This window comes from Kitasatospora sp. NPDC002543, from assembly GCF_053594915.1.
In genome coordinates, this window is sequence record NZ_JBSFWR010000126.1 from 1 (window position 1) to 20869 (window position 20869).

Annotated in this window: 14 protein-coding genes; 7 read left to right on the forward strand and 7 right to left on the reverse strand. The window is 74.0% G+C overall.

Annotated features, from left to right (window positions below; all coding sequences use genetic code 11):
- The 4 genes from ACWD4P_RS33770 to ACWD4P_RS33785 all read left to right on the forward strand — a co-directional run.
- A partial coding sequence (locus tag ACWD4P_RS33770; RefSeq protein ID WP_449782263.1) for a DinB family protein occupies positions 1 to 736 on the forward strand: 736 nt, incomplete at its 5' end.
- 293 nt (positions 737 to 1029) lie between these two features.
- Entirely contained in the window at positions 1030 to 1422 is a 393-nt protein-coding gene (locus ACWD4P_RS33775; RefSeq protein WP_359820665.1) for a cell division protein SepF, read from the forward strand.
- A 182-nt stretch (positions 1423 to 1604) separates the two neighbouring features.
- Positions 1605 to 2258 (forward strand): TetR/AcrR family transcriptional regulator, encoded by a 654-nt coding sequence (locus ACWD4P_RS33780; protein ID WP_359820668.1) that lies wholly within the window; start codon positions 1605 to 1607, stop codon positions 2256 to 2258.
- Complete coding sequence (locus ACWD4P_RS33785) at positions 2255 to 3817, forward strand: MFS transporter (protein WP_359820671.1); 1563 nt, start codon at positions 2255 to 2257, stop codon at positions 3815 to 3817. Before ACWD4P_RS33780 ends, ACWD4P_RS33785 begins: the two co-directional genes overlap by 4 nt.
- 84 nt (positions 3818 to 3901) lie before the next feature.
- Here ACWD4P_RS33785 and ACWD4P_RS33790 read toward each other — a convergent pair whose 3' ends face one another.
- From ACWD4P_RS33790 to ACWD4P_RS33820, 7 genes are all read right to left on the reverse strand, one after another.
- Positions 3902 to 6379, reverse strand: coding sequence for a SpoIIE family protein phosphatase (locus ACWD4P_RS33790; RefSeq protein WP_449782264.1), 2478 nt, complete (start codon positions 6377 to 6379; stop codon positions 3902 to 3904).
- A gap of 148 nt (positions 6380 to 6527) precedes the next feature.
- On the reverse strand, positions 6528 to 7148 hold the full coding sequence (locus tag ACWD4P_RS33795; protein WP_359820676.1) for a TetR/AcrR family transcriptional regulator: 621 nt from the start codon (positions 7146 to 7148) through the stop codon (positions 6528 to 6530).
- Positions 7149 to 7259: 111 nt separating this feature from the next.
- Positions 7260 to 8858: a 4-coumarate--CoA ligase family protein gene (locus tag ACWD4P_RS33800; protein WP_449782265.1), complete on the reverse strand. Its 1599-nt coding sequence runs from the start codon at positions 8856 to 8858 to the stop codon at positions 7260 to 7262.
- Positions 8859 to 9262: 404 nt separating this feature from the next.
- Entirely contained in the window at positions 9263 to 10450 is a 1188-nt protein-coding gene (locus tag ACWD4P_RS33805; protein ID WP_359820681.1) for an acyl-CoA dehydrogenase family protein, read from the reverse strand.
- A gap of 156 nt (positions 10451 to 10606) precedes the next feature.
- Complete coding sequence (locus tag ACWD4P_RS33810) at positions 10607 to 12550, reverse strand: acetyl/propionyl/methylcrotonyl-CoA carboxylase subunit alpha (protein ID WP_449782266.1); 1944 nt, start codon at positions 12548 to 12550, stop codon at positions 10607 to 10609.
- 26 nt (positions 12551 to 12576) lie between these two features.
- Positions 12577 to 14175 carry an acyl-CoA carboxylase subunit beta gene (locus ACWD4P_RS33815; RefSeq protein ID WP_359820686.1) on the reverse strand — a complete coding sequence of 533 codons (1599 nt, stop codon included), beginning with the start codon at positions 14173 to 14175 and terminating at the stop codon, positions 12577 to 12579.
- Positions 14172 to 15845 carry an acyclic terpene utilization AtuA family protein gene (locus ACWD4P_RS33820; protein WP_449782269.1) on the reverse strand — a complete coding sequence of 558 codons (1674 nt, stop codon included), beginning with the start codon at positions 15843 to 15845 and terminating at the stop codon, positions 14172 to 14174. The genes ACWD4P_RS33815 and ACWD4P_RS33820 overlap by 4 nt, the downstream gene beginning before the upstream one ends.
- A gap of 374 nt (positions 15846 to 16219) precedes the next feature.
- On the opposite strand from ACWD4P_RS33820, the gene ACWD4P_RS33825 reads away from it, so the two are divergent.
- The 3 genes from ACWD4P_RS33825 to ACWD4P_RS33835 all read left to right on the forward strand — a co-directional run bounded on the left by ACWD4P_RS33825 (position 16220) and on the right by ACWD4P_RS33835 (position 20635).
- Entirely contained in the window at positions 16220 to 17443 is a 1224-nt protein-coding gene (locus ACWD4P_RS33825) for a C40 family peptidase (protein WP_359820690.1), read from the forward strand.
- Between the two features lie 206 nt (positions 17444 to 17649).
- The gene (locus tag ACWD4P_RS33830) at positions 17650 to 18063 is read left to right on the forward strand and encodes a VOC family protein (RefSeq protein ID WP_449782267.1); all 414 of its coding nucleotides are present in this window, start codon (positions 17650 to 17652) and stop codon (positions 18061 to 18063) included.
- A gap of 196 nt (positions 18064 to 18259) precedes the next feature.
- A complete protein-coding gene (locus ACWD4P_RS33835) occupies positions 18260 to 20635 on the forward strand; it encodes an ATP-binding cassette domain-containing protein (protein WP_449782268.1) in 2376 nt (791 codons plus the stop codon).
- Positions 20636 to 20869 lie beyond the last annotated feature (234 nt).

Sequence of the window (20869 nt, forward strand, 5' to 3'; positions counted from 1 at the left end):
GCTGCTCGCGACCGCGGCCCCCGCGCAGGCCGCCGGGTACCGCTACTGGTCGTTCTGGCGCGGCGCCGAGGGCGGAGCCTGGACGTACCAGCAGCCGCCGGCGGGCGACGGCCGGCTGACCCGCCCGCCCGCGCCGCACGGAGCGGGCCGCGGCGCGCCTCGCCTCGCCTCACCTCGCAAAATCGTTCGCGCCATCGCCCCGCCGGGCGCGAGGATGGCGCGCATGACCAACACGGACCTGCGGGTGGACCCGCCGATGACGGCCGACGAGGCCACCACCCTGAGCACCTTCCTCGACTACCACCGCGACACCCTCGCGCTCAAGTGCCAGGGCCTGACCGACGACCAGCTCCGGCTGCGCTCCGTCCCGCCGTCCAACCTCTCGCTGCTGGGCCTGGTCCGGCACATGGCCGAGGTGGAGCGGCACTGGTTCCCGTCGATGCTGCTCGGCCGGGACCTCGCCGGGCACTACTGGACCGAGGAGAACGAGGACGCCGACTTCGACGACGTCGACACCGCCGACGTCGCGGCCGACCTCGCCACCTGGCGCGCCGAGGTCGAGGCCGCCCGCCTGGCCACCGCCGGCCTGCCGCTGGACACCGTCGCCAAGAAGCCGCGCCGCGGCGAGCCGGTGACGCTGCGCTGGATCCTCACCCACATGATCGAGGAGTACGCGCGACACAACGGCCACGCGGACCTTCTGCGGGAATCGATCGACGGTTCGACCGGCGAGTGACGCCACGGGTGACACCGCGGGTGAAATCGTTTCCGCATCGTTGACAGAAGGTCAATTACGCCGTGACAGCGACCGATAAGGTCAACGCGCGCAACCGTACGACGCTGCGCCGCGTCAGTGGGAGTGCCCGGGTTCGCCCGGGTTTCCGGCGCGGCACGACTCGTACGGGGGTTGCGAGCGGGCACGGGACCGGTGAACAGTGCGATACTCGGACAGTTCCGACGAGTGGATGACGTGTCAACAACGGCACGCGCCCCGGGGGACCAGGACGGGACGAGGCAGGGAGGCGCGGCATGGGAGCACTTCGCGACGAGCACCACAACGGGTGGTTGATGCCCTCGGGGCACTACCCGGCCGCTGTGTACGACGACGAGTGGGTCGATCAGGAGACGGTTCCGGCCGCCCCCGCGCCCACGAAGATCGTCTCCCTGCGGCCGACGGGCTTCGAGGCGGCCCGGACGGTCGGTGAGCACATCCGGGCGAGCACCCCCGTGGTCATGGACCTCACCGAGATGTCGGAGGCCGAGGCCAAGCGCATGGTCGACTTCGCCTCCGGGCTGATCTTCGGCACCCGGGGCGGCATCGAGCGGATCGCCAAGCGGGTCTTCCTGCTCACGCCGGCCGACGTCGAGGTCATGGTGATCGACCGCCCGATGGACGACACCGGCTTCTACAACCAGAGCTGAGCGACGGGGCCGAGCCCGCCGCCCCGCGGCGACCGGCACACCGCGACACCACCCCCGGACCGGGGACGGCACACCCACCGTCCCCGGTTTTTTGCTGCTCCGACACCGGCGAGGCGCGCCTCAGATGAGATCTCGAACTACAGAATGAGACATCCATGTCTCAGATGACCTAGACTCGACTCATGGCCACCGACCGCGACACCGTCCTCGAAGCCGCCGTCGGCGTGCTCTCCCGCCGCCCGACCGCCCACCTGGACGAGATCGCGCGCGCCGCCGGCATCAGCCGCGCCACGCTGCACCGGCTCTTCCCCGGGCCGGGGCGCGACGCGCTGATCCGCGAGGTCGGCCTGCTCGGACTGCGCCGGTTCGCCGCCGCGCTGGACACCGCCGAGGTCGAACGGGGCGACGCCGAGGCCGCCCTGCGCCGCCTGGTGGACGCCTCCGTCCCGGACGCCATGCTCTGCGCCTTCCTGGCCGGCGAGAACCAGCTCTACGAGCACGACGACATCAACGACCTCTGGGAGGTCCAGATCGCCCGGCTGCACGCGCTGTTCCTGCGCGGCCAGCAGCAGGGCGTGTTCCGCATCGAGCTCAGCGCCGCCTGGCTGAGCGAGGCCTTCTTCGACCTGGTGGCCGGCGTCGGCTGGTCCATCCAGGACGGCCGGCTCGCCCCGCGCGACGCGGCCTTCTCACTCGCCGAACTGTTCCTCGGCGGCGCCCTGCGCAGACCGGACGCCCGCACCCCGGCGCCCGCCGCCGACAGCCCCACGCCGCACAGCACCACCCCACCTGCCCACAGCACCTCCGACCACAGGCCGGACACCGATACGCCATGAACACCCTGACCGCCCGCCAGCGCTGGACCGGCCTCGCCGTCCTCGTCCTGGCCGTCACCGTGGTCGCCCTGGACGCGACCGTGCTCTCCCTCGCCATCCCCTCGATCAGCGAGACGCTGCGCCCCAGCGGCACCCAGCTGCTCTGGATCGGTGACTCCTACTCCTTCGTGCTGGCCGGCCTGCTGGTCAGCATGGGCGCCCTGAGCGACCGGATCGGCCGCAAGAAGCTCCTGCTGGTCGGGTCCGCCGCGTTCGGCGCCGCCTCGCTGCTGGCCGCCTACGCGCCGAGCCCGGGCTGGCTGATCCTGGCCCGCGCGCTGCTCGGCGTGGCCGGGGCGACGATCATGCCCTCCACGCTCTCGCTGATCCGCAGCCTCTTCCCGGACGACCGGGAGCGGGCCACCGCGATCGGCATCTGGGGCGCGGCCGCCACCGCCGGTGCCGCCCTCGGGCCGGTGGTCGGCGGGGTGCTGCTGGAGCACTTCTGGTGGGGCTCGGTGTTCCTGCTGAACCTGCCGGTGCTGGCCCTGCTGCTGGTGTTCGGCAGTTGGCTGCTGCCGGAGTCCAAGGACCCGAAGCCGGGCCGCTGGGACGTGCTGAGCGTCGTCCTGTCGATGGCCGGTGTGATCGGCGCGGTGTACGCGGTCAAGGAGGCGGCCGCGCACGGCGTGGACCGCTGGGACGTCCCGGTCGCCTTCGTGCTGGGCGCCGCCGCGCTGTTCGTGTTCGTCCGCCGCCAGCTGCGGCTGGAGACCCCGCTGCTCGACGTCCGGCTCTTCCGCGACCGGCGGTTCACGGCGGCCGTCTCGGCCTCGCTGATCTCCCTGGTCGGGCTCTCCGGCGTGATCTTCGTGGTCTCGCAGTACCTCCAGCTGGTCCGCGGCTACCAGCCGCTCCAGGCCGGCCTGGCCGAGCTGCCGGCCTTCGCCGGCTCGGTGGCGGGCGGTCTGCTGACCGCCGCGATCGCCCGGCGCTTCGGCGCCCGCAAGGCGCTGACGGTCTGCCTGCTGGCGATGGGCCTGGGCGTGGGCGCGCTCGGCTGGCTGTCCCAGGACACCACCTACCTGCTGCTGGCCGCCTCCTTCCTGCTGGTGGGGACGGCGGAGGGCGTGGTCTACACGCTCGGCGCCGACCTGGTGCTGAGCGCCGCGCCCGCCGACAAGGCCGGGGCCGCCTCGGCGGTCTCCGAGACGGCGTACGAGCTGGGCACCGCGCTCGGCATCGCCCTGGTGGGCTCGGTGGTCGGCTCGATCTACGCGAGCGGGCTCTCCGTCCCGGCCGGGACGGACCCGACGGCGGCAGCCCGGGCCGGTGAATCGCTCGGCGCGGCCGTGGAGACGGCCCAGGGGCTGTCGCCGGAGCTCGCCCAGCCGCTGCTGGCGAGTGCCCGGGAGTCCTTCGTCCACGGCATGAACAGCGCCGGGCTGCTGGCCGCCGCGCTGCTGGTCGGTGCGGCCGTGATGGCCTGGCGGCTGCTGCGCGGGCTGTCCGGGCCGACGGACGTCACGGAGGTCGCTCCGCGGAACCCGGCGGGCACACAGCCGAAGGTCGACGCGTAGCGACGAGACGAGAACGGCCGTTCCCCTGGAGGGAACGGCCGTTCTCGTCCTCGGAGCGCCGTCGGGCGCTCCTTCGACGCAGGCCTACGAGGCCCCGAAGGGCAGCTCCAGCTCCGCCCAGACCACCTTGCCGTCCCGGGTGAGCCGGCTGCCCCAGCGCTGGGCCAGCTCGCTGACCAGGAACATCCCGCGCCCGCCCTCGTCCTGCTCGGCGAACGGGCGCAGCTGGGGGGTCTGCCCGCCGGCGTCGGAGACCTCCACGGTGAGCACCCGGTCGCGGAACAGCCGCAGCCGGCGCGGCGCGTCGGCGTGCAGCAGGGCGTTCGTGACCAGCTCGCTGACCAGCAGCTCGGCGTAGTCGGTGAGCGCGGTCAGGCCCCAGGCCTCCAGGGTGGCCCGGGTGAAGCGGCGGGCCCGGCCGGGCAGCCGGCCGCCGCCGGACAGCGGCAGGGTGGCGATCCGGTCGGCGGGCAGCGGGAGCACCCGGGCCATGATCATCGCGATGTCGTCCTCGGTGCCGTCGGTGACCAGCGCCGCGAGGACGGCGTCGCAGCTCTCCTCCAGGGTCCGGCCGGGGCCCTCCAGGGTGCGGGCGAGCCGGTCGATCCCGGCGTCCAGGTCCTGGCCGCGCCGCTCGACCAGGCCGTCGGTGTAGAGCGCGACCATGCCGCCCTCGGGGATGGTGAACTCGATCGACTCGAAGGCCACCCCGCCGACGCCCAGCGGCACCCCGGGCGGCACCTCCACCTTGGCGGCGGTGCCGTCGGGGGCGACCCGCACGGGCGGCAGGTGCCCGGCCGAGGCGACCTGGACGGTGCGGTCCAGCGGGTCGTACACCGCGCAGATACAGGTCGCGAACTGGCCCTCGCCGATTCCCGAGGCGGTCTCGTCCAGCCGGGTGAGCACCTGCTCGGGCGGCATGTCCAGGGTGGCGAGGGTCCGGGCGACGGTGCGCAGCTGGCCCATCGTGGCGGCGGCCCGGATGCCGTGGCCCATCACGTCGCCGACCACCAGGGCGACCCTCCCGCAGGACAGCGGCACCACGTCGAACCAGTCGCCGCCGACCTCGCTGACCACGCTGCTGGGCAGGTAGCGGTAGGCGATCTCCAGGCCGAGGGTGCGGTGCACCTCCTGCGGCAGCAGGCTGCGCTGGAGGGTGAGCGCGGTCTCCCGCTCGCGGCGGTAGAGCCGGGCGTTGTCGAGCGCCAGGGCGGTGCGGGCGACCAGCTCCTCGGCGAGGGCGACGTCGGAGGCGGTGAACGGCTCGGGGTTGCGCATCCGGATGAACTCGGAGCCGCCGAGCACCATGCCCCGGGCGGTGATCGGCACCATCAGGTACGAGTGGATGCCCGCCGCCATCCCGGGGGCGACCCGGTCCTCGCTGGCCACCAGGCCGCGCAGGGTCTCCTCGTCCACATGGGAGCGCAGCAGCGGCTTGCCGCTGCGCAGGCACTGGACGTAGCTGCGGTCCGGGGAGTACTCGGAGGTCTCGCCGACCACGTCGACGGCGTGCGCGAGGCCGCTCTCGTAGGACTCGCCGACGGCGACGGCGCGCAGCGTGATGTTCCGGTCGGAGGGGATCGCGGTGGGTTCGGCACCGCGCAGCACCGGCTCCAGCAGGTCGACGGTGGCGAAGTCGGCGAACCGGGGGACGACGGCCTCGATCAGCTCCTCGGCGGTGCGCTGGAGGTCGAGGGTGGTGCCGATCCGGGCGGTCGCCTCGGCGATCATGGCGAGCCGTTCCTGGGCCCGGGCGGCGCGGGCCTCGGCCTGGAAACGCTCGGTGACGTCGATGATCGAGGAGCAGACCCCGAAGATCCGGCCGGTGGAGTCCTCCAGCCGGAAGTAGGAGGCGGACCAGGCGCGGTCCCGCTTCGGGTCCCCGGGGACCCGGCCGTGCGAGCGGGCGTCCACCACGGGCTTCCCGGTCTTCAGCACCTGGCGCATGATCTGCTCGATCTCGGCGCTGTTGATTCCGGGGAGCACCGCGGATATCCGGCGGCCGAGGTGGGCGGCGACCGGGACGCCGTTCATCCGGGCGAGGGCCTCGTTGATCCGCAGGTAGCGCAGCTCGGTGTCGTAGACGGCCATGCCGATGGGCGAGCGGGCGAAGATGCCGTCCAGCACGGCGAGGTCGGCCTCGACGGCGTGCAGGGCGCGGGTGTCGGAGGCGGTGGCGAGCAGCAGCAGGGTGCCGGCCGGGCCGGCGATGGGGTAGGTGCGGAACTCCAGGTCGACCTTGTGGCCGTCGCGGTGGCGCACCGGGAAGACGCCCGACCAGCCGGCGCCGCTCATGATCCGCTCGAAGAGGCCGAGCACCTCGGAGCGGTCGGAGCCGTCGGTGAGCAGCTGGGCGGCGTAGCTGCCGACGGCCTCCTCGGCGGAGTAGCCGAGGAGGGCCTCGGCGTCCTCGCTCCAGTGCAGGATCAGTCCGTCGTCCTGGAGCAGCGCCGTCGCGAGCGGGACGAGCCGATGGCCTTCGGGGTGGGCGCTCCCGGGACGCCCCGGGACGCCGCCCGGTGCCGGGCCGGCGGCGGTCGCGTCCCACTCGTGTCCGTGCATGATCAGGCAGCACCCCGGTTCGGCTCGTGCCCGGCCGGATGGGCCTCGCGGTCCGTGCCGGCCGGGGTTCTTCTCCAGACTGCACGGACATCGGCCGCCCGGCGACCCCTTGGTCAGGGGGCGTCCGGCCGCTCCGGGTGTACGGGCGTCATGGGCGTACCGGCCGCAGCGTACTCTCCAGAACGCCCGCCCACTGCCGGATCACTCCGGAACGTCGGTGGCTGTCGTCGGTGAGCAGGTTGGCGAGGCCCAGACCGCGGGCGAGGTCCAGTGTGGCCTGCACGGATTCGCGTACCCCGGGGCGGCTCTCGTCGGCGTCCAGGAACTCCACGGCGGCCCGGTGGGCCTCCCGGCCGACGTGGCCCTCCAGGGCGATGATCCGCTCACGCAGCACCTCCTCGGTGGCCGCCGCGGTCCACAGGTGCAGGGCGGCGCGGAACAGCGGGCCGGTGTAGAGGCGCACGATCATGTCGACCACGGCCCGGGTGCGGTCCGGGCCGGCGGCCGGGAGCTCGTCCGCGTGGGCGCGGACGGCGGCCAGCCGCTCGGCGGTGACGTGTTCGACGGCCGCGGTGACGAGGTCCTCGCGGGTCGGGAAGTGGTGCTGGGCCGCGCCCCGGGAGACCCCGGCCCGCTCGGCGACGACGGCGACGGTGGAGCCGTGCCAGCCGAGCTCGGCCAGGCAGTCCACGGCCGCCGCGAGCAGCCGGGCCCGGGTGGCTCGGCTGCGGTCCTGCTGCGGGGTGCGGGCGGCGGGGTGGCTGGTCATGGCGGCGGGAGGTTCCTGTTCCGGTCGGGGCGCGGCGGGGCCGGTCGGGGCGGGGCAGGAAGATCCTCACAGACGGGTGACGGGGTGCGGCCGCCGGGGCGGCCCCGCCGGTCAGCGGGCGGCCGCGTTGCCGGCCTCGCGGGCGCGCAGTTCACGGCGGAGGATCTTGCCGGCCGCGGACTTGGGGACGGCGTCGACGAACTCCACCGCGCGGACCTTCTTGTACGGGGCGACCTGCCCGGCGACGTAGCCGGTGACCTCCTCCTCGGTCAGGGCGCTGCCCGGGGCCCGGACCACGAAGGCCTTGGGGCACTCGGTGCCCTCGGCGTCCCGGACGCCGATCACGGCGGCGTCGGTGATCTGCGGGTGGCCGAGCAGGACGGCCTCCAGTTCGGCGGGGGCGACCTGGTAGCCCTTGTACTTGATCAGTTCCTTGACCCGGTCGACGATGTGCAGGTAGCCGCGCCCGTCCACGAAGCCGACGTCGCCGGTGTGCAGCCAGCCCTCCGCGTCGACCACCGCGGCGGTCTCGGACGGGCGGCCGAGGTAGCCCTTCATCACCTGCGGGCCGCGGATCAGCAGCTCGCCGCGCCGGCCGGGCCCGAGGTCGTGGTCGGAGCCGTCCAGGGCGGCGATCCGCAGCTCGGTGGAGGGCACCATCCGGCCGACCGATCCGGGCGGCGGGTCGCCCTCGCGCGGGGAGACGACGTGGGTGACCGGGGAGAGCTCGGTCATGCCGTAGCCCTGGAGCAGGTGCGGCAGGCCCAGGCGCCGGGCGCAGGCGTCGGCGAGTTCGTGGTCCAGCGGGGCGGCGGCGCACAGCAGGTACTCCACCGAGGAGAGGTCGTACCGGTCCACGACGGGGTGCCGGGCCAGCGCGAGGGCGATCGGCGGGGCCACCACCAGGGCCTGCACCCGGTGGTCCTGGATGGTGCGGCAGAACTGTTCGAGGTCGAAGCGGGGCAGCACGACCACCGTGGCGCCGCAGCGCAGCGGCTGGTTGAGCAGCGCGGCCTGGCCGTAGATGTGGAAGAACGGCAGGACGGCGAGCACCCGTTCGCCCTCGGCGGGGCGGTAGAGGGCGTCGCACTGGGCGAGGTTGGTGGAGATCGAGCGGTGGGTGAGCATCACGCCCTTGGGCAGGCCGGTGGTGCCGCTGGAGTACGGCAGCACGGCGATGTCCTCGCCCGGGTCGACGGCGATCTCGGGGACGGGGGCGGTGGTGGTCACCAGGTCGGTGAGCGAGCGGTGGCCCTCGGCGCCGTCCAGGACGAGGATCTCGGCCAGTGGCCGGCCCTGTTCGGCGAGGAGTTCGGCGGCCGCACGGGCGGTCGGCAGGAAGGCGGAGACGGTGACGAGCCAACGGGCGCCGCAGTCGCGCAGCTGGCCGGCCAGGTCGGTGGGGGTGGCGAAGGAGGAGACCGTGGTGATGGTGGCTCCGGCCCTGCTCGCGCCGTAGTAGGCGATCGGGTAGGCGGTCGAGTTGGGGCTGAAGAGGGCGACGACGTCGCCCCGGCGGACGCCTGTGTCGGCCAGGCCGGCGGCCATCCGCTCGACGGTGGCGGCGAGTTGGGCGTAGCTGACGCTGTCGCCGGTGACGCCGTCGATCAGGGCCGGGCGGTTGCCGTACCCCGCCGCGGCGCCGAGCACCGCTTCGTGGATCGGCAGGTCGACCGCGGGGACGTCGGGGAACTCGCTTCGGAACACCAAGGTGAGCCTCCAGTAAGGAAGTTGACATGGCAACAAAACCGGCGCGCAGGTTCGGTGCGGGGCGCGTTCAGGAGCATACGGACAGTCAGGGCCCTGGCTCGGCCATTGTGGGGAACCCGAGACGGCGGATACGTGGCGCGGTTGCTCCCGGGGGGCGCCCGTCGCGACGCCGCGCACCTCGCCCGTGCGCCCCCTGGAGCGCATCCGCCCCGGGAATCCCGGCCCCGCACCGCCCCGCGACGCCCCGCGCCCGCCGCCGGCCGGCCTCCGGACCGGCCCGGAGGCGCCACCGCTCCGTTGGCGCGCCTGTTCGCGCCGCGGTCACTCAGTACGACGCGCGACCCGGTGCGACGTCACCCTGCGCGACGTCACCCGCGCGACGTCGCTCGGCCCGGCGCGGCCGCTCAGTACGACCTGGGCAGCCCGAGGGTGTGCTGGGCCACGTAGTTGAGCACCATCTCGCGGCTGACCGGGGCGACCCGGCCCACCCGGGTGGCGGCCAGCAGCGCGCCCAGCCCGTACTCCTGGGTCAGGCCGTTGCCGCCGAGGGTCTGCACCGCCTGGTCGACGGTCCGGGCGGCGGCCTCCCCCGCGGCGTACTTGGCCATGTTGGCGGCCTCCCCGGCGGCGAGGTCCTCGCCCGCGTCGTAGAGCAGGCCGGCCTTCTGGGTCATCAGCCGGGCCAGCTCGATCTCCACCGCGCACTGGGCGAGCGGGTGGGCCAGGCCCTGGTGGGCGCCGATCGGGGTGGACCAGACGGTGCGGGTCTTCGCGTACTCGACGGCCTTGCCGAGGGCCTGGCGGGCGAGGCCGAGCGAGAAGGCGGCGGTGAGGATGCGCTCGGGGTTGAGGCCCGCGAAGAGCTGGAGCAGCCCGGCGTCCTCGTCGCCCACCAGGGCGTCGGCGGGCAGCCGGACGTCGTCCAGGAACACCTGGAACTGCTTCTCCGGGGCGACGAGCTCCATCGGGATCGGCCGGTACTCGAAGCCCGGGGTCTCGCGCGGGACGACGAACAGGCAGGGCTTCAGCCGGCCGGAGCGGCCCCCTCCCGCGGCCGGGGTCTCGGTGCGGGCGACGAACAGCACCGCGTCGCAGTGGTCGATGCCGGAGACGAAGACCTTGCGGCCGGTCAGCAGCCAGTCCTCGCCGTCCCGGCGGGCGACGGTGGATATCCGGTGGGAGTTGGAGCCGGCGTCCGGCTCGGTGATGCCGAAGGCCATCCGGCGGCTGCCGTCGGCCAGACCGGGCAGCCAGCGGCGCTTCTGCTCCTCCGTGCCGTAGCGGGCGATCACGGTGCCGCAGATCGCCGGGGAGACGATCAGCAGCAGCAGCGGGCAGCCGGCGGTGCCGAGCTCCTCCAGGACGATGGCGAGGTCGGTGATGCCGCCGTCCCCGCCGCCGTACTCGGCGGGCAGGTTGACACCGAGGTAGCCGGCCTTCCCTGCCTCCGCCCACAGTTCGTCGGCGGGCTCGCCGGCCCGGGCCTTGGCGAGGTAGTAGGCGGAGCCGTAGCGGCGGCCGAGGTCGCCGACGGCCCGGCGCAGGGCCTGGCGTTCAGGGGTCTCCAGGAGCTGACTGCCGATGGTGGACATGCGGGTCCTTCCTCAGGCTCGGGTGGGCTCGTGCGTCTCGGTGGGCTCTCGGGTCTGGGTGGGCTCGTGCGTCTCGGTGGGCTCTCGGACCTTGGTGGGATCTGAGGCCTCGGCGGGCTCTCGGGCCCTGCCGGGTTCTCGGGCCTCGGCGGGCGCTCAGGCCTCGGCGGGCCGGACGACGGCCAGCAGGGTGCCCGTCTCGACCTGCCGGCCGGGAGCGGCCCGCAGTTCGACGAGGGTGCCGTCGGCCGGGGCGGCGACGCGGTGCTCCATCTTCATCGCCTCCAGCACCAGCAGTGGCCGGCCGGCGGTGACGGTGTCCCCGACGGCGGCGAGGACCCGGGCGACGGTGCCCGGCATCGGGGCGAGCAGCGCGCCGGGGTCGGTGCGGACGACGGGCTCGGGGAAGCGCGGCAGCGCGGTCAGCGCGGTGCCGCCGGCCGGGGTGTCGACGTGCACCCGGTCGCCGTACCGGGCGACGCGGTAGGTGCGGCGCAGCCCGTCCTCGCGGAGCACGACCCGGTCCGGCTCGGCCTCGACGAGTTCGACGTCCGGGTGGTCCTCGGCCAGCAGGCCGGTGCGGGTGAGCCGGTAGCGGACCTCGCACGCGGTGCCGTCCTCGGCCCGGTAGCGCTTGAGCTGCGGCTGGGAGGGCAGGTTGCGCCAGCCGCCGGGCAGGGCGCCGCGGCGGCCGGCCGCGTCGGCGAGGGCGGCGGCCAGCGCGGCGCGGTCGGCGCCCTCGGTGTCCGGGGCGGTGAGCTCGGCCGCGTGCCGGGCCAGGAAGCCGGTGTGCAGCTCCGCGGCCAGGAAGGCCGGGTGGCGCAGGGCCCGGACCAGCAGGTCCCGGTTGGTGGCCGGGCCGTGGACGCGGGCGCGGGCGAGCGCGTCGGCGAGCCGGCGGGCGGCGGCGGTGCGGGTCGGCGCCCGGACGATCACCTTGGCGAGCATCGCGTCGTAGTGCGGGGTGATCTCGCTGCCGGCCTCCACCCCGGAGTCCAGCCGCAGCCCGGTGCCGGCGCCGGTCCCGGTGCCGGTGAACTCCTGGTGCGGGAGCGTCAGTTCGAGCCGGTGCAGGGTGCCGGTGGCGGGCTGCCAGTCCCTGGCCGGGTCCTCCGCGTACAGCCGGGCCTCGATCGCGTGGCCGGTGGTCGGGGGCGGGGTGGGTCCGGGCAGCGGTTCGCCCTCGGCCACGGCGAGTTGGAGCGCCACCAGGTCCAGGCCGGTGACGGCCTCGGTGACCGGGTGTTCGACCTGAAGGCGGGTGTTCATCTCCAGGAAGAAGAACCGGCCGTCCTCGGCGAGCAGGAACTCGGCGGTGCCGGCGCCGACGTAGCCGATCGCCCGGGCGGCGCGCACCGCGGCCGTGTGCAGTTCGGCGCGGACCCCGGCCGGCAGACCGGGGGCCGGGGCCTCCTCGATCACCTTCTGGTGCCGCCGCTGCACCGAGCAGTCGCGGTCGCCGGCCGCCCAGACGGTGCCGTGGGCGTCGGCCAGCAGCTGGACCTCGACGTGGCGGCCGTCGGGCAGGTAGGGCTCGCAGAACACCTCGTCCGAGCCGAAGGCCCCGGCCGCCTCGGCGCGGGCGGCGGCCAGCTCGCCGGGCAGCTCGGCGAGGCTCCGGACGACCCGCATGCCGCGCCCGCCGCCGCCCGCCGCGGCCTTGACCAGCAGCGGCAGGTCGGCCTCGACGGGATCGGCGAGGGCGTCCAGCACCGGCACGCCGGCCTCGGCCATCAGGCGCTTGGCGGCGGTCTTGGAGCCCATCGCGGCGATCGCGGCCGGCGGCGGGCCGACCCAGACCAGGCCCGCGTCCAGCACGGCCCGCGCGAACCCGGCGTCCTCGGAGAGGAATCCGTACCCGGGGTGGACGGCGTCGGCCCCGGCGGCGAGCGCGGCCCGCACCAGCAGGTCGGCGCGCAGGTAGGTGTCGGCGGGCGCCGCGCCGGGCAGCCGGACGGCGGCGTCGGCCTCGCGGACGTGCGGGGCGCCGGCGTCCGGGTCGGAGTGGACGGCGGTGGTCGCGATGCCCAGTTCCCGGCAGGTGCGGAAGACCCGGCGGGCGATCTCGCCCCGGTTGGCGACCAGCAGGTTGGTGATCATGTCTCGGGGGTCCTTCCCGGGGTTCCTCACAGGCGGAAGACGCCGTAGCCGCGCGCGCCCTCGACCGGCGCGTTGTGGATCGCGGACAGGCACAGGCCGAGCACGGTACGGGTGTCGCGGGGGTCGATGACGCCGTCGTCGTAGAGCCGGCCGGAGAGGAACACCGGCAGCGACTCGGCCTCGATCTGCTGTTCCACCATCGCCCGGATCGCCGCGTCCGCCTCCTCGTCGTACGGCCTGCCCTTCGCCGCCGCCGACTGCCGGGCGACGATGGACAGCACCCCGGCGAGCTGCTGCGGGCCCATCACGGCGGACTTGGCGCTCGGCCAGGAGAACAGGAAGCGCGGCTCGTACGCCCGGCCGCACATGCCGTAGTGGCCGGCGCCGTAGGAGGCGCCCATCAGCACGGACAGGTGCGGGACGGTGGAGTTGGCGACGGCGTTGATCATCATCGCGCCGTGCTTGATGATGCCGCCCTGCTCGTAGTCCTTGCCGACCATGTAGCCGGTGGTGTTGTGGAGGAACAGCAGCGGGGTGTTCCGCTGGTTGGCCAGCTGGATGAACTGGGCGGCCTTCTGGGACTCCTGGCTGAACAGCACGCCGCGGGCGTTGGCCAGGACGCCGACGGGGTAGCCGTGCAGGCGGGCCCAGCCGGTGGCCAGGCTGGTGCCGTAGAGCGGCTTGAACTCGTCGAAGTCGGAGCCGTCGACGATCCGGGCGATCACCTCGCGCGGGTCGAAGGGCACCTTGAGGTCCCCCGGGACGATGCCGAGCAGTTCCTCCTCGTCGTACTTCGGCGGCTCGGCCGACCGGTCCGGGTCGGGGCCGGGCTTGCGGTGGTCGAGCCGGGCGACGATCCGGCGGGCGATCCGCAGCGCGTCCGCCTCGTCCACCGCGAAGTGGTCGGCCAGGCCGGAGACCCGGGCGTGCATCTCGGCGCCGCCCAGCGACTCGTCGTCGGCCTCCTCCCCGGTGGCCATCCGCACCAGCGGCGGGCCGCCGAGGAACACCTTGGCGCGCTCCTTGACCAGCACGGTGTGGTCGGACATGCCGGGCACGTAGGCGCCGCCGGCCGTCGAGTTGCCGAACACCACGGCCACCGTGGGGATCCCGGCGGCGGACAGCCGGGTGAGGTCGCGGAAGAGGGCGCCGCCGGGGATGAAGATCTCCTTCTGGCTGGGCAGGTCGGCGCCGCCGGACTCGACCAGGTTGACCAGCGGCAGCCGGTTGTCCAGCGCGATCTCGTCGGCCCGCAGGGCCTTGCGCAGCGTCCACGGGTTGCTGGCGCCGCCGCGCACCGTCGGGTCGTTGGCGGTGATCACGCACTCCACCCCCTCGATCACCCCGATGCCGGTGACCAGGGCCGCGCCCACCGGGTAGTCGCTCCCCCAGGCGGCCAGCGGGGACAGCTCCAGGAACGGGGAGTCCTGGTCGACCAGCAGCTCGATCCGCTCGCGGGCGAGCAGCTTGCCGCGCCCGCGGTGGCGTTCCACGTAGGTGGGGCCGCCGCCCGCCAGCGCCTTGGCGTGTTCGGCGTCGAGCTCGGCGAGCTTGGCGGCCATCGCGTCGCGGTGCTCCGCGAACTCGGGCCCGGCCGGGTCGACGCGGGTGGTCAGGACGGTCACAGCGGGGCCTCCGGGCTGTCCAGGAGCGTGGTCGGGATGTCGAGCCGACGGGCGCGCAGCCACTCCCCGAGGGCCTTGGCCTGCGGATCGAAGCGGTGCCGGGCGGCGACGCCCTCGCCGAGCAGGCCGGTGATCGTGAAGTTGACCGCGCGCAGGTTCGGCAGCAGGTGCCGGGTGACGGGCAACTCGGCGGTCTCGGGCAGGAGTTCGCGCAGACTCTCGACGGTGAGGGCGTGCGCCAGCCAGCGCCAGCCGTCCGCGGAACGGGCCCAGACGCCGAGGTTGGCGTCCCCGCCCTTGTCCCCGCTGCGGGCGCCGGCCACCAGGCCGAGCGGGGCCCGCCGGGTCGGGCCGGCCGGCAGCGGCTCGGGGGGCAGCGGCTCGGGCGGCGAGGCCTCCACCGGGCGGGCCCGGCCGGTGACGGGCGAGGGCGGTACGGCGATCCGGCGGCCGTCCGGCAGGACGGCGGTGTGCTCGACGGCCTTCGCGTCGATGTGCGCGGCGGTGAACACCCCGTACGGCGCGCCCGGCCCGGGCGGGGCGGTGAGGTGAAAGCCCGGGTATCCGGACAGGCCCGACTCGACGGCGGCCCTGCCGAGTTCGCGCCCGACCCGGGCCGGGTCGGGATCGCGGGCGGCCAGCCGGAGCAGGGCGGAGGCGGCCTCCTCGGTCGGGGCGTCCGGCTGGTCGGTGCGGGCCAGCGTCCAGCGCATCTCGGCTGGGCGGGCGCCGGGCGGCAGGGCGTCGTCGAACTGCCGGCGGACCAGGTCGGCCTTGGCCTCGATGTCGAGGCCGGTGAGGACGAACACCACCTCGTTGAGGTGGCCGCCGAGCCGGTTGAGGCCCGCCTTCAGGGTGGGCGGCGGGGCCTCGCCGCGCACGCCGTCGATCCGGACCCGGTCCGGGCCGTCCCCGGTGAGCCGCACGGTGTCCAGCCGGGCCGTGACGTCCGGGCCGAGGTAGTGCGGTCCGCCGGTCTCGTACAGGAGTTGGGCGGTGACGGTGCCGGTGGTGACGGCGCCGCCGGTGCCCGGGTGCTTGGTGATCACGCTGGAGCCGTCGGCGCGCAGTTCGGCCAGCGGGAAGCCGGGGCGGGTCACGTCGTGCTCGCGGAAGAAGGCGTAGTTGCCGCCGGTCGCCTGGGCGCCGCACTCCAGCACGTGCCCGGCCACCACGGCGCCGGCCAGGGCGTCGAGGTCCTCCGGGGTCCAGCCGAAGCGGGCGATCCCGGGGCCGACCACCAGCGCCGCGTCCGTGACCCGGCCGGTCACCACCACGTCGGCGCCGCCGGTCAGGCAGGCCGCGACGCCGAACCCGCCGAGGTAGGCGTTGGCGGCCAACAGCCCGTCCGGAAGCCCGAGTTCGGCCCGGCGCGGCAGCAGGTCGTCACCCTCGACATGGGCGACGGCCGCCTCGACGCCGAGCCGCCGGGCCAGCGCGCGCAGCTCCTCGGCGAGCCGGGCCGGGTTGAGGCCGCCCGCGTTGACCACGATCTTCACGTCGCGCTCACGGGCCAGGCCGAGGCACTCCTCCATCTGGCGCAGGAAGGTCCGGGCGTAGCCGAGCGACGGGTCCTTCAGCCGGTCCCGGGCGAGGATCAGCATGGTCAGCTCGGCCAGGTAGTCCCCGGTGAGCACGTCCAGCGGCCCGCCGGTGAGCATCTCCCGCATCGCGGCGAAGCGGTCCCCGTAGAAGCCCGAGGCGTTGCCGATCCGCAGTACCGTGCCGTCGCGCGCCAAAGCGCCTCCCCTGCCGGTGAGTTGGGGACGCCTCGGACGGGGCGCCGCCGGGCAGCAGCGTGGCACCGTCCGAAGAAAAAAGCAATCACGCTTGCTTGTTTTCCGACACCCGCACGCTCCCGGACAGCCGGAGCGGAGAGCCCGCCGGGGAGTCCTGGCAGCCGGTCAAGACCGGCCCGCGACTTGCCGCCCGATTGCCGGTTCCACGGCATGCGAACCACGAACCGGCAGGTAGGCGAACCACAGGCCGCATGTGGCTTGCAACCATTGACCCGGAGTCAGCGATTCCGGAAGGATTCGCGACCATGACTACGCGCGTAAACCTTCTGTCGAGACGGCTGATCGCCCCGCTGCGGGCAGCGGCCCTGCTGTCGCTGCTGGTGTCGGTCGGGGTGTTCTTCGCCGGCGCCGGCGAGGCCCAGGCCGCGCCCGCCTGCGGGGTGCTCTCCACCGGCGCGGCCACGCAGGCGAACGCCGCCGTCCGCTCCGCCTGCGGGCTGATCGGCACCCCGTACTCGTGGGGCGGCGGCCACGGCTCGCAGCCCGGCCCGACGTACGGCCTCTGCGACCCGTCCAACGGCGCCCCCAACGACTGCAACGTCCGCGGCCTGGACTGCTCCGGCATGGTCCGCTACGCCTACGACCTGGCGGTCGGCGAGGACGTCATCAACGGCACCACCCGCACCCAGTGGCCGACCTCCCGAGCCGTCGCCCGCTACTACCGGGCGGACGGCACCGCGCCGCTGCTCCCCGGCGACCTGGTGTACTTCGGCAACACCGCCTCCACCATCCACCACGTCGCGATGTACCTCGGGCAGGGCTGGATCGTCGAGGCCCCCTACTCCGGCGGCTACGTCCAGGTGGCGGCGCTCTCCTCGCACGGCGACTACTACGGCGCCATCCGGCTGTACGGCGCGGGCGGCACCTCCACGCCCCCCACCACGCCGCCCACCAACAACGGCCAGTACTGGGTGGACACCAACGCCAACGCGCCGGTGTACGGCTCCCCGACCTCCACCACCAGCACCGGGACGCTCTACCAGGGCACGAACTACGTCTACTGCAAGGCCTGGGGCCGCGAGGTCTCCAACGGCAGCGGCTACAACCACTGGTGGCTGAAGACGGACCCGGACGTCGGCCCCGGCGGCCAGTGGGTCTCGGCGTACTACCTGTCCCGCTGGGGCAACGACGTCGCCAAGGACAACAACGGCACCACCGTCCCCGACTGCGCCGGCGGCAGCACCCCGCCGGCCACCGGCAAGTACTGGGTGGACACCTTCGCCAGTGCGAGCGTCTACGCCTCGCCGACCTCCACCAGCGCGACCGGCACCCTGAACCAGGGCACGAACTACGTCTACTGCAAGGCCTGGGGCCGCGAGGTCTCCAACGGCAGCAGCTACAACCACTGGTGGCTGAAGACGGACGCCGACGGCGGCCCGGCCCGCCAGTGGGTCTCGGCCTTCTACCTGTCCCGCTGGGGCAGTGACACGGCCAAGGACAACAACGGCACGACCATCCCCGACTGCTGAAACACCTGACGACCGTGCCGGCCGGGGCCACCGAGGGGTGGCGCCGGCCGGCGCCGTTCCGCCTCCCCGCGGCCGGCCGCCGGAGGCCGCGCGCACCGCTCCCCGGGCCGCCGGGAGCCACGCGCACCGCCCCCCCGGGCCGCCGGGGACCAACCGATCAGGATTCGAGAAGCGCCCGGCCGGGGTGCGCGCCTAGCGTTGCGGTCATGAGCGACATCACCATTCACTGGACCTTCCTCCCGCACACCGACCCCGAGGCCTCCCTCGCCTTCTACCGCGACCTGCTCGGCTTCGAGGTGCGCGGCGACGTCGGCGGCGGCCCGATGCGCTGGATCACCGTCGGCCCCGCCGACCAGCCCGACGTCTCCCTGGTGCTGGAGCCGGCGTCCGCCGACCCGGGCCGCACCGAGGAGGAGCAGCGGACCATCACCGAGATGATGGCCAAGGGCACCTACGCCCGGCTCGTCCTGGGCACCCGCGACCTGGACGGCGTCTTCGACCGGCTGAAGTCCGGCGGCGCGGAGCTGGTCCAGGAGCCGACCCTGCAGCCGTACGGCGTCCGCGACTGCGCCTTCCGCGACCCGGCGGGGAACATGGTCCGCTTCAACGAGCTGGGCTGAGCCCACCGGCACCGACCCGGGCCCGCCCCGAGCCCACCGCCGCCCGTACCCGGAGCCACCCGATCCCGAGGCCGTCGGTCCCGACCCGGATCGATGGTTGGATCGAAGGGTTCGAGCACACCGACCCACCGACGGCGGCCCGGGGCGGGCCCACCCACCCCCACAGACCGCCGAGAGCCAGGGAGCGAAGAGAACGATGCCCAAGCGGACGGACGCACAGCCGCACGTCGCCGACAGCCACGACCTGATCCGCGTGCACGGTGCGCGCGAGAACAACCTCAAGGACGTCAGCGTCGACCTTCCCAAGCGCCGGCTGACGGTCTTCACCGGGGTGTCCGGCTCGGGCAAGAGCTCGCTGGTCTTCGACACCGTGGCCGCCGAGTCCCAGCGGCTGATCAACGAGACCTACAGCGCCTTCGTCCAGGGCTTCATGCCCTCCCTGGCCCGCCCCGAGGTGGACGTCCTCGAGGGCCTGACCACCGCGATCATCGTCGACCAGCAGCGGATGGGCGCCGACCCGCGCTCCACCGTCGGCACCGCCACCGACGCCAACGCGATGCTGCGCATCCTCTTCAGCCGCCTGGGCACCCCGCACATCGGCTCGCCCAAGGCCTTCTCCTTCAACGTCCCCTCGATCAGCGGCGCCGGCGCCGTCACCGTCGAGCGCGCGGGCAGGACGGTCAAGGAGCGGCGCAGCTTCAGCATCACCGGCGGCATGTGCCCGCGCTGCGAGGGCCGCGGCACCGTCTCGGACATCGACCTCACCCAGCTGTACGACGACAGCAAGTCGATCTCCGAGGGCGCCTTCACCATCCCCGGCTGGAAGACGGACAGCTGGTGGACGGTCGGCGTCTACGCCAACTCGGGCTTCCTCGACCCGGACAAGCCGATCCGGCAGTTCACCGAGAAGGAGATGCGGGACTTCCTGTACCGGGAGCCGACCAAGGTCAAGGTCAACGGCGTCAACCTCACCTACGAGGGCCTGATCCCCAAGATCCAGAAGTCCATGCTGTCCAAGGACAAGGACGCGCTGCAGCCGCACATCCGGGCCTTCGTGGAGCGGGCCGTCACCTTCACCTCCTGCCCCGACTGCGAGGGCACCCGGCTCAGCGCGGCGGCCCGTTCCTCCAGGGTCGCGGGCATCAGCATCGCCGACGCCTGCGCGATGCAGATCAGCGACCTCGCCGCCTGGGTCCGCGACCTCGACGAGCCCTCGGTGGCGCCGCTGCTCGGCACGCTCCGGCAGACCCTCGACTCCTTCGTGGAGATCGGCCTCGGCTACCTCTCGCTGGACCGCCCCTCCGGCACCCTCTCCGGTGGCGAGGCCCAGCGGGTCAAGATGATCCGCCACCTCGGCTCCTCGCTCACCGACACCACGTACGTCTTCGACGAGCCCACCACCGGCCTGCACCCGCACGACATCGACCGGATGAACAAGCTGCTGCTGCGCCTGCGGGACAAGGGCAACACGGTGCTGGTCGTCGAGCACAAGCCGCAGACCATCGCGATCGCCGACCACGTCGTCGACCTCGGCCCCGGGGCCGGTACGGCCGGCGGCACGGTCTGCTACGAGGGCGACGTGGCGGGGCTGCGCACCAGCGGCACGGTGACCGGCCGCCACCTGGCCGACCGGACGGCGCTGCGCGACGCCGTGCGCGAGCCCACCGGGAAGCTGGAGATCCGCGGCGCGGGCACCCACAACCTGCGCGACGTGGACGTGGACGTCCCGCTCGGGGTGCTCACGGTGGTGACGGGCGTGGCCGGCTCCGGCAAGAGCTCGCTGATCCACGGCTCGATCCCGGCCGGTGAGGGCGTGGTCTCCGTCGACCAGGGCTCGATCAAGGGCTCCCGGCGCAGCAACCCCGCCACCTACACCGGGCTGCTGGAGCCGATCCGCAAGGCCTTCGCCAAGGCCAACGGCGTGAAGCCGGCCCTGTTCAGCGCCAACTCCGAGGGCGCCTGCCCGACCTGCAACGGCGCCGGCGTGGTCTACACCGACCTGGCGATGATGGCCGGGGTGGCCACCACCTGCGAGGACTGCGAGGGCAAGCGGTACCAGCCCGCGGTGCTGGAGTACCACCTGGGCGGGCGGGACATCGCCGAGGTCCTGGCGATGTCGGTGACGGAGGCGGAGGAGTTCTTCGGCTCCGGGGAGGCGAAGCTCCCGGCCGCGCACCGCGTCCTGGAGCGGCTCGCCGACGTCGGGCTCGGCTACCTCAGCCTCGGCCAGCCGCTCACCACGCTGTCCGGCGGCGAGCGGCAGCGGCTCAAGCTGGCCACCCACATGGCGGACAAGGGCGGCGTCTACGTGCTGGACGAGCCGACCACCGGGCTGCACCTGGCCGACGTCGAGCAGCTGCTCGGGCTGCTGGACCGGCTGGTCGAGTCCGGCAAGTCGGTCATCGTGATCGAGCACCACCCGGCCGTGATGGCGCACGCCGACTGGATCATCGACCTCGGCCCGGGCGCCGGCCACGACGGCGGACGGGTGGTCTTCGAGGGCACCCCGGCCGAGCTGGTGGCCGCGCGCTCCACCCTGACCGGCGAGGCGCTGGCCCAGTACCTGGGCTGAGAGCGGGTAGGGGGCCGGGGCCCGACACCCGGGCCGGGCCGGGCCGCCGGGCCCCGGGTCAGTCCAGCGGGAGGGCCATCTCCAGGATCCGCGCCGAGGTGTCCAGCACGTACGGCGTGGCCTCCCCCGTGTAGACGAACCCGGGCTCGGTGGCGCGTGGTCGGTGGTGTCGGAGGCGATGGGGGCGCTGGAGATGTCGAGGGTCATGGTCTTCCCGTCTGTCCGGGGGAGCGA

Coding starts and splice junctions, on each gene's coding strand:
- ACWD4P_RS33825 (WP_359820690.1), top strand. CDS start 16,220: ATGACTACGCGCGTAAACCTTCTGTCGAGACGGCTGATCGCCCCGCTG.
- ACWD4P_RS33795 (WP_359820676.1), bottom strand. CDS start 7,148: ATGACCAGCCACCCCGCCGCCCGCACCCCGCAGCAGGACCGCAGCCGA.
- ACWD4P_RS33780 (WP_359820668.1), top strand. CDS start 1,605: ATGGCCACCGACCGCGACACCGTCCTCGAAGCCGCCGTCGGCGTGCTC.
- ACWD4P_RS33820 (WP_449782269.1), bottom strand. CDS start 15,845: ATGCGGGAGATGCTCACCGGCGGGCCGCTGGACGTGCTCACCGGGGAC.
- ACWD4P_RS33810 (WP_449782266.1), bottom strand. CDS start 12,550: ATGATCACCAACCTGCTGGTCGCCAACCGGGGCGAGATCGCCCGCCGG.
- ACWD4P_RS33805 (WP_359820681.1), bottom strand. CDS start 10,450: ATGTCCACCATCGGCAGTCAGCTCCTGGAGACCCCTGAACGCCAGGCC.
- ACWD4P_RS33830 (WP_449782267.1), top strand. CDS start 17,650: ATGAGCGACATCACCATTCACTGGACCTTCCTCCCGCACACCGACCCC.
- ACWD4P_RS33835 (WP_449782268.1), top strand. CDS start 18,260: ATGCCCAAGCGGACGGACGCACAGCCGCACGTCGCCGACAGCCACGAC.
- ACWD4P_RS33785 (WP_359820671.1), top strand. CDS start 2,255: ATGAACACCCTGACCGCCCGCCAGCGCTGGACCGGCCTCGCCGTCCTC.
- ACWD4P_RS33790 (WP_449782264.1), bottom strand. CDS start 6,379: ATGCACGGACACGAGTGGGACGCGACCGCCGCCGGCCCGGCACCGGGC.
- ACWD4P_RS33775 (WP_359820665.1), top strand. CDS start 1,030: ATGGGAGCACTTCGCGACGAGCACCACAACGGGTGGTTGATGCCCTCG.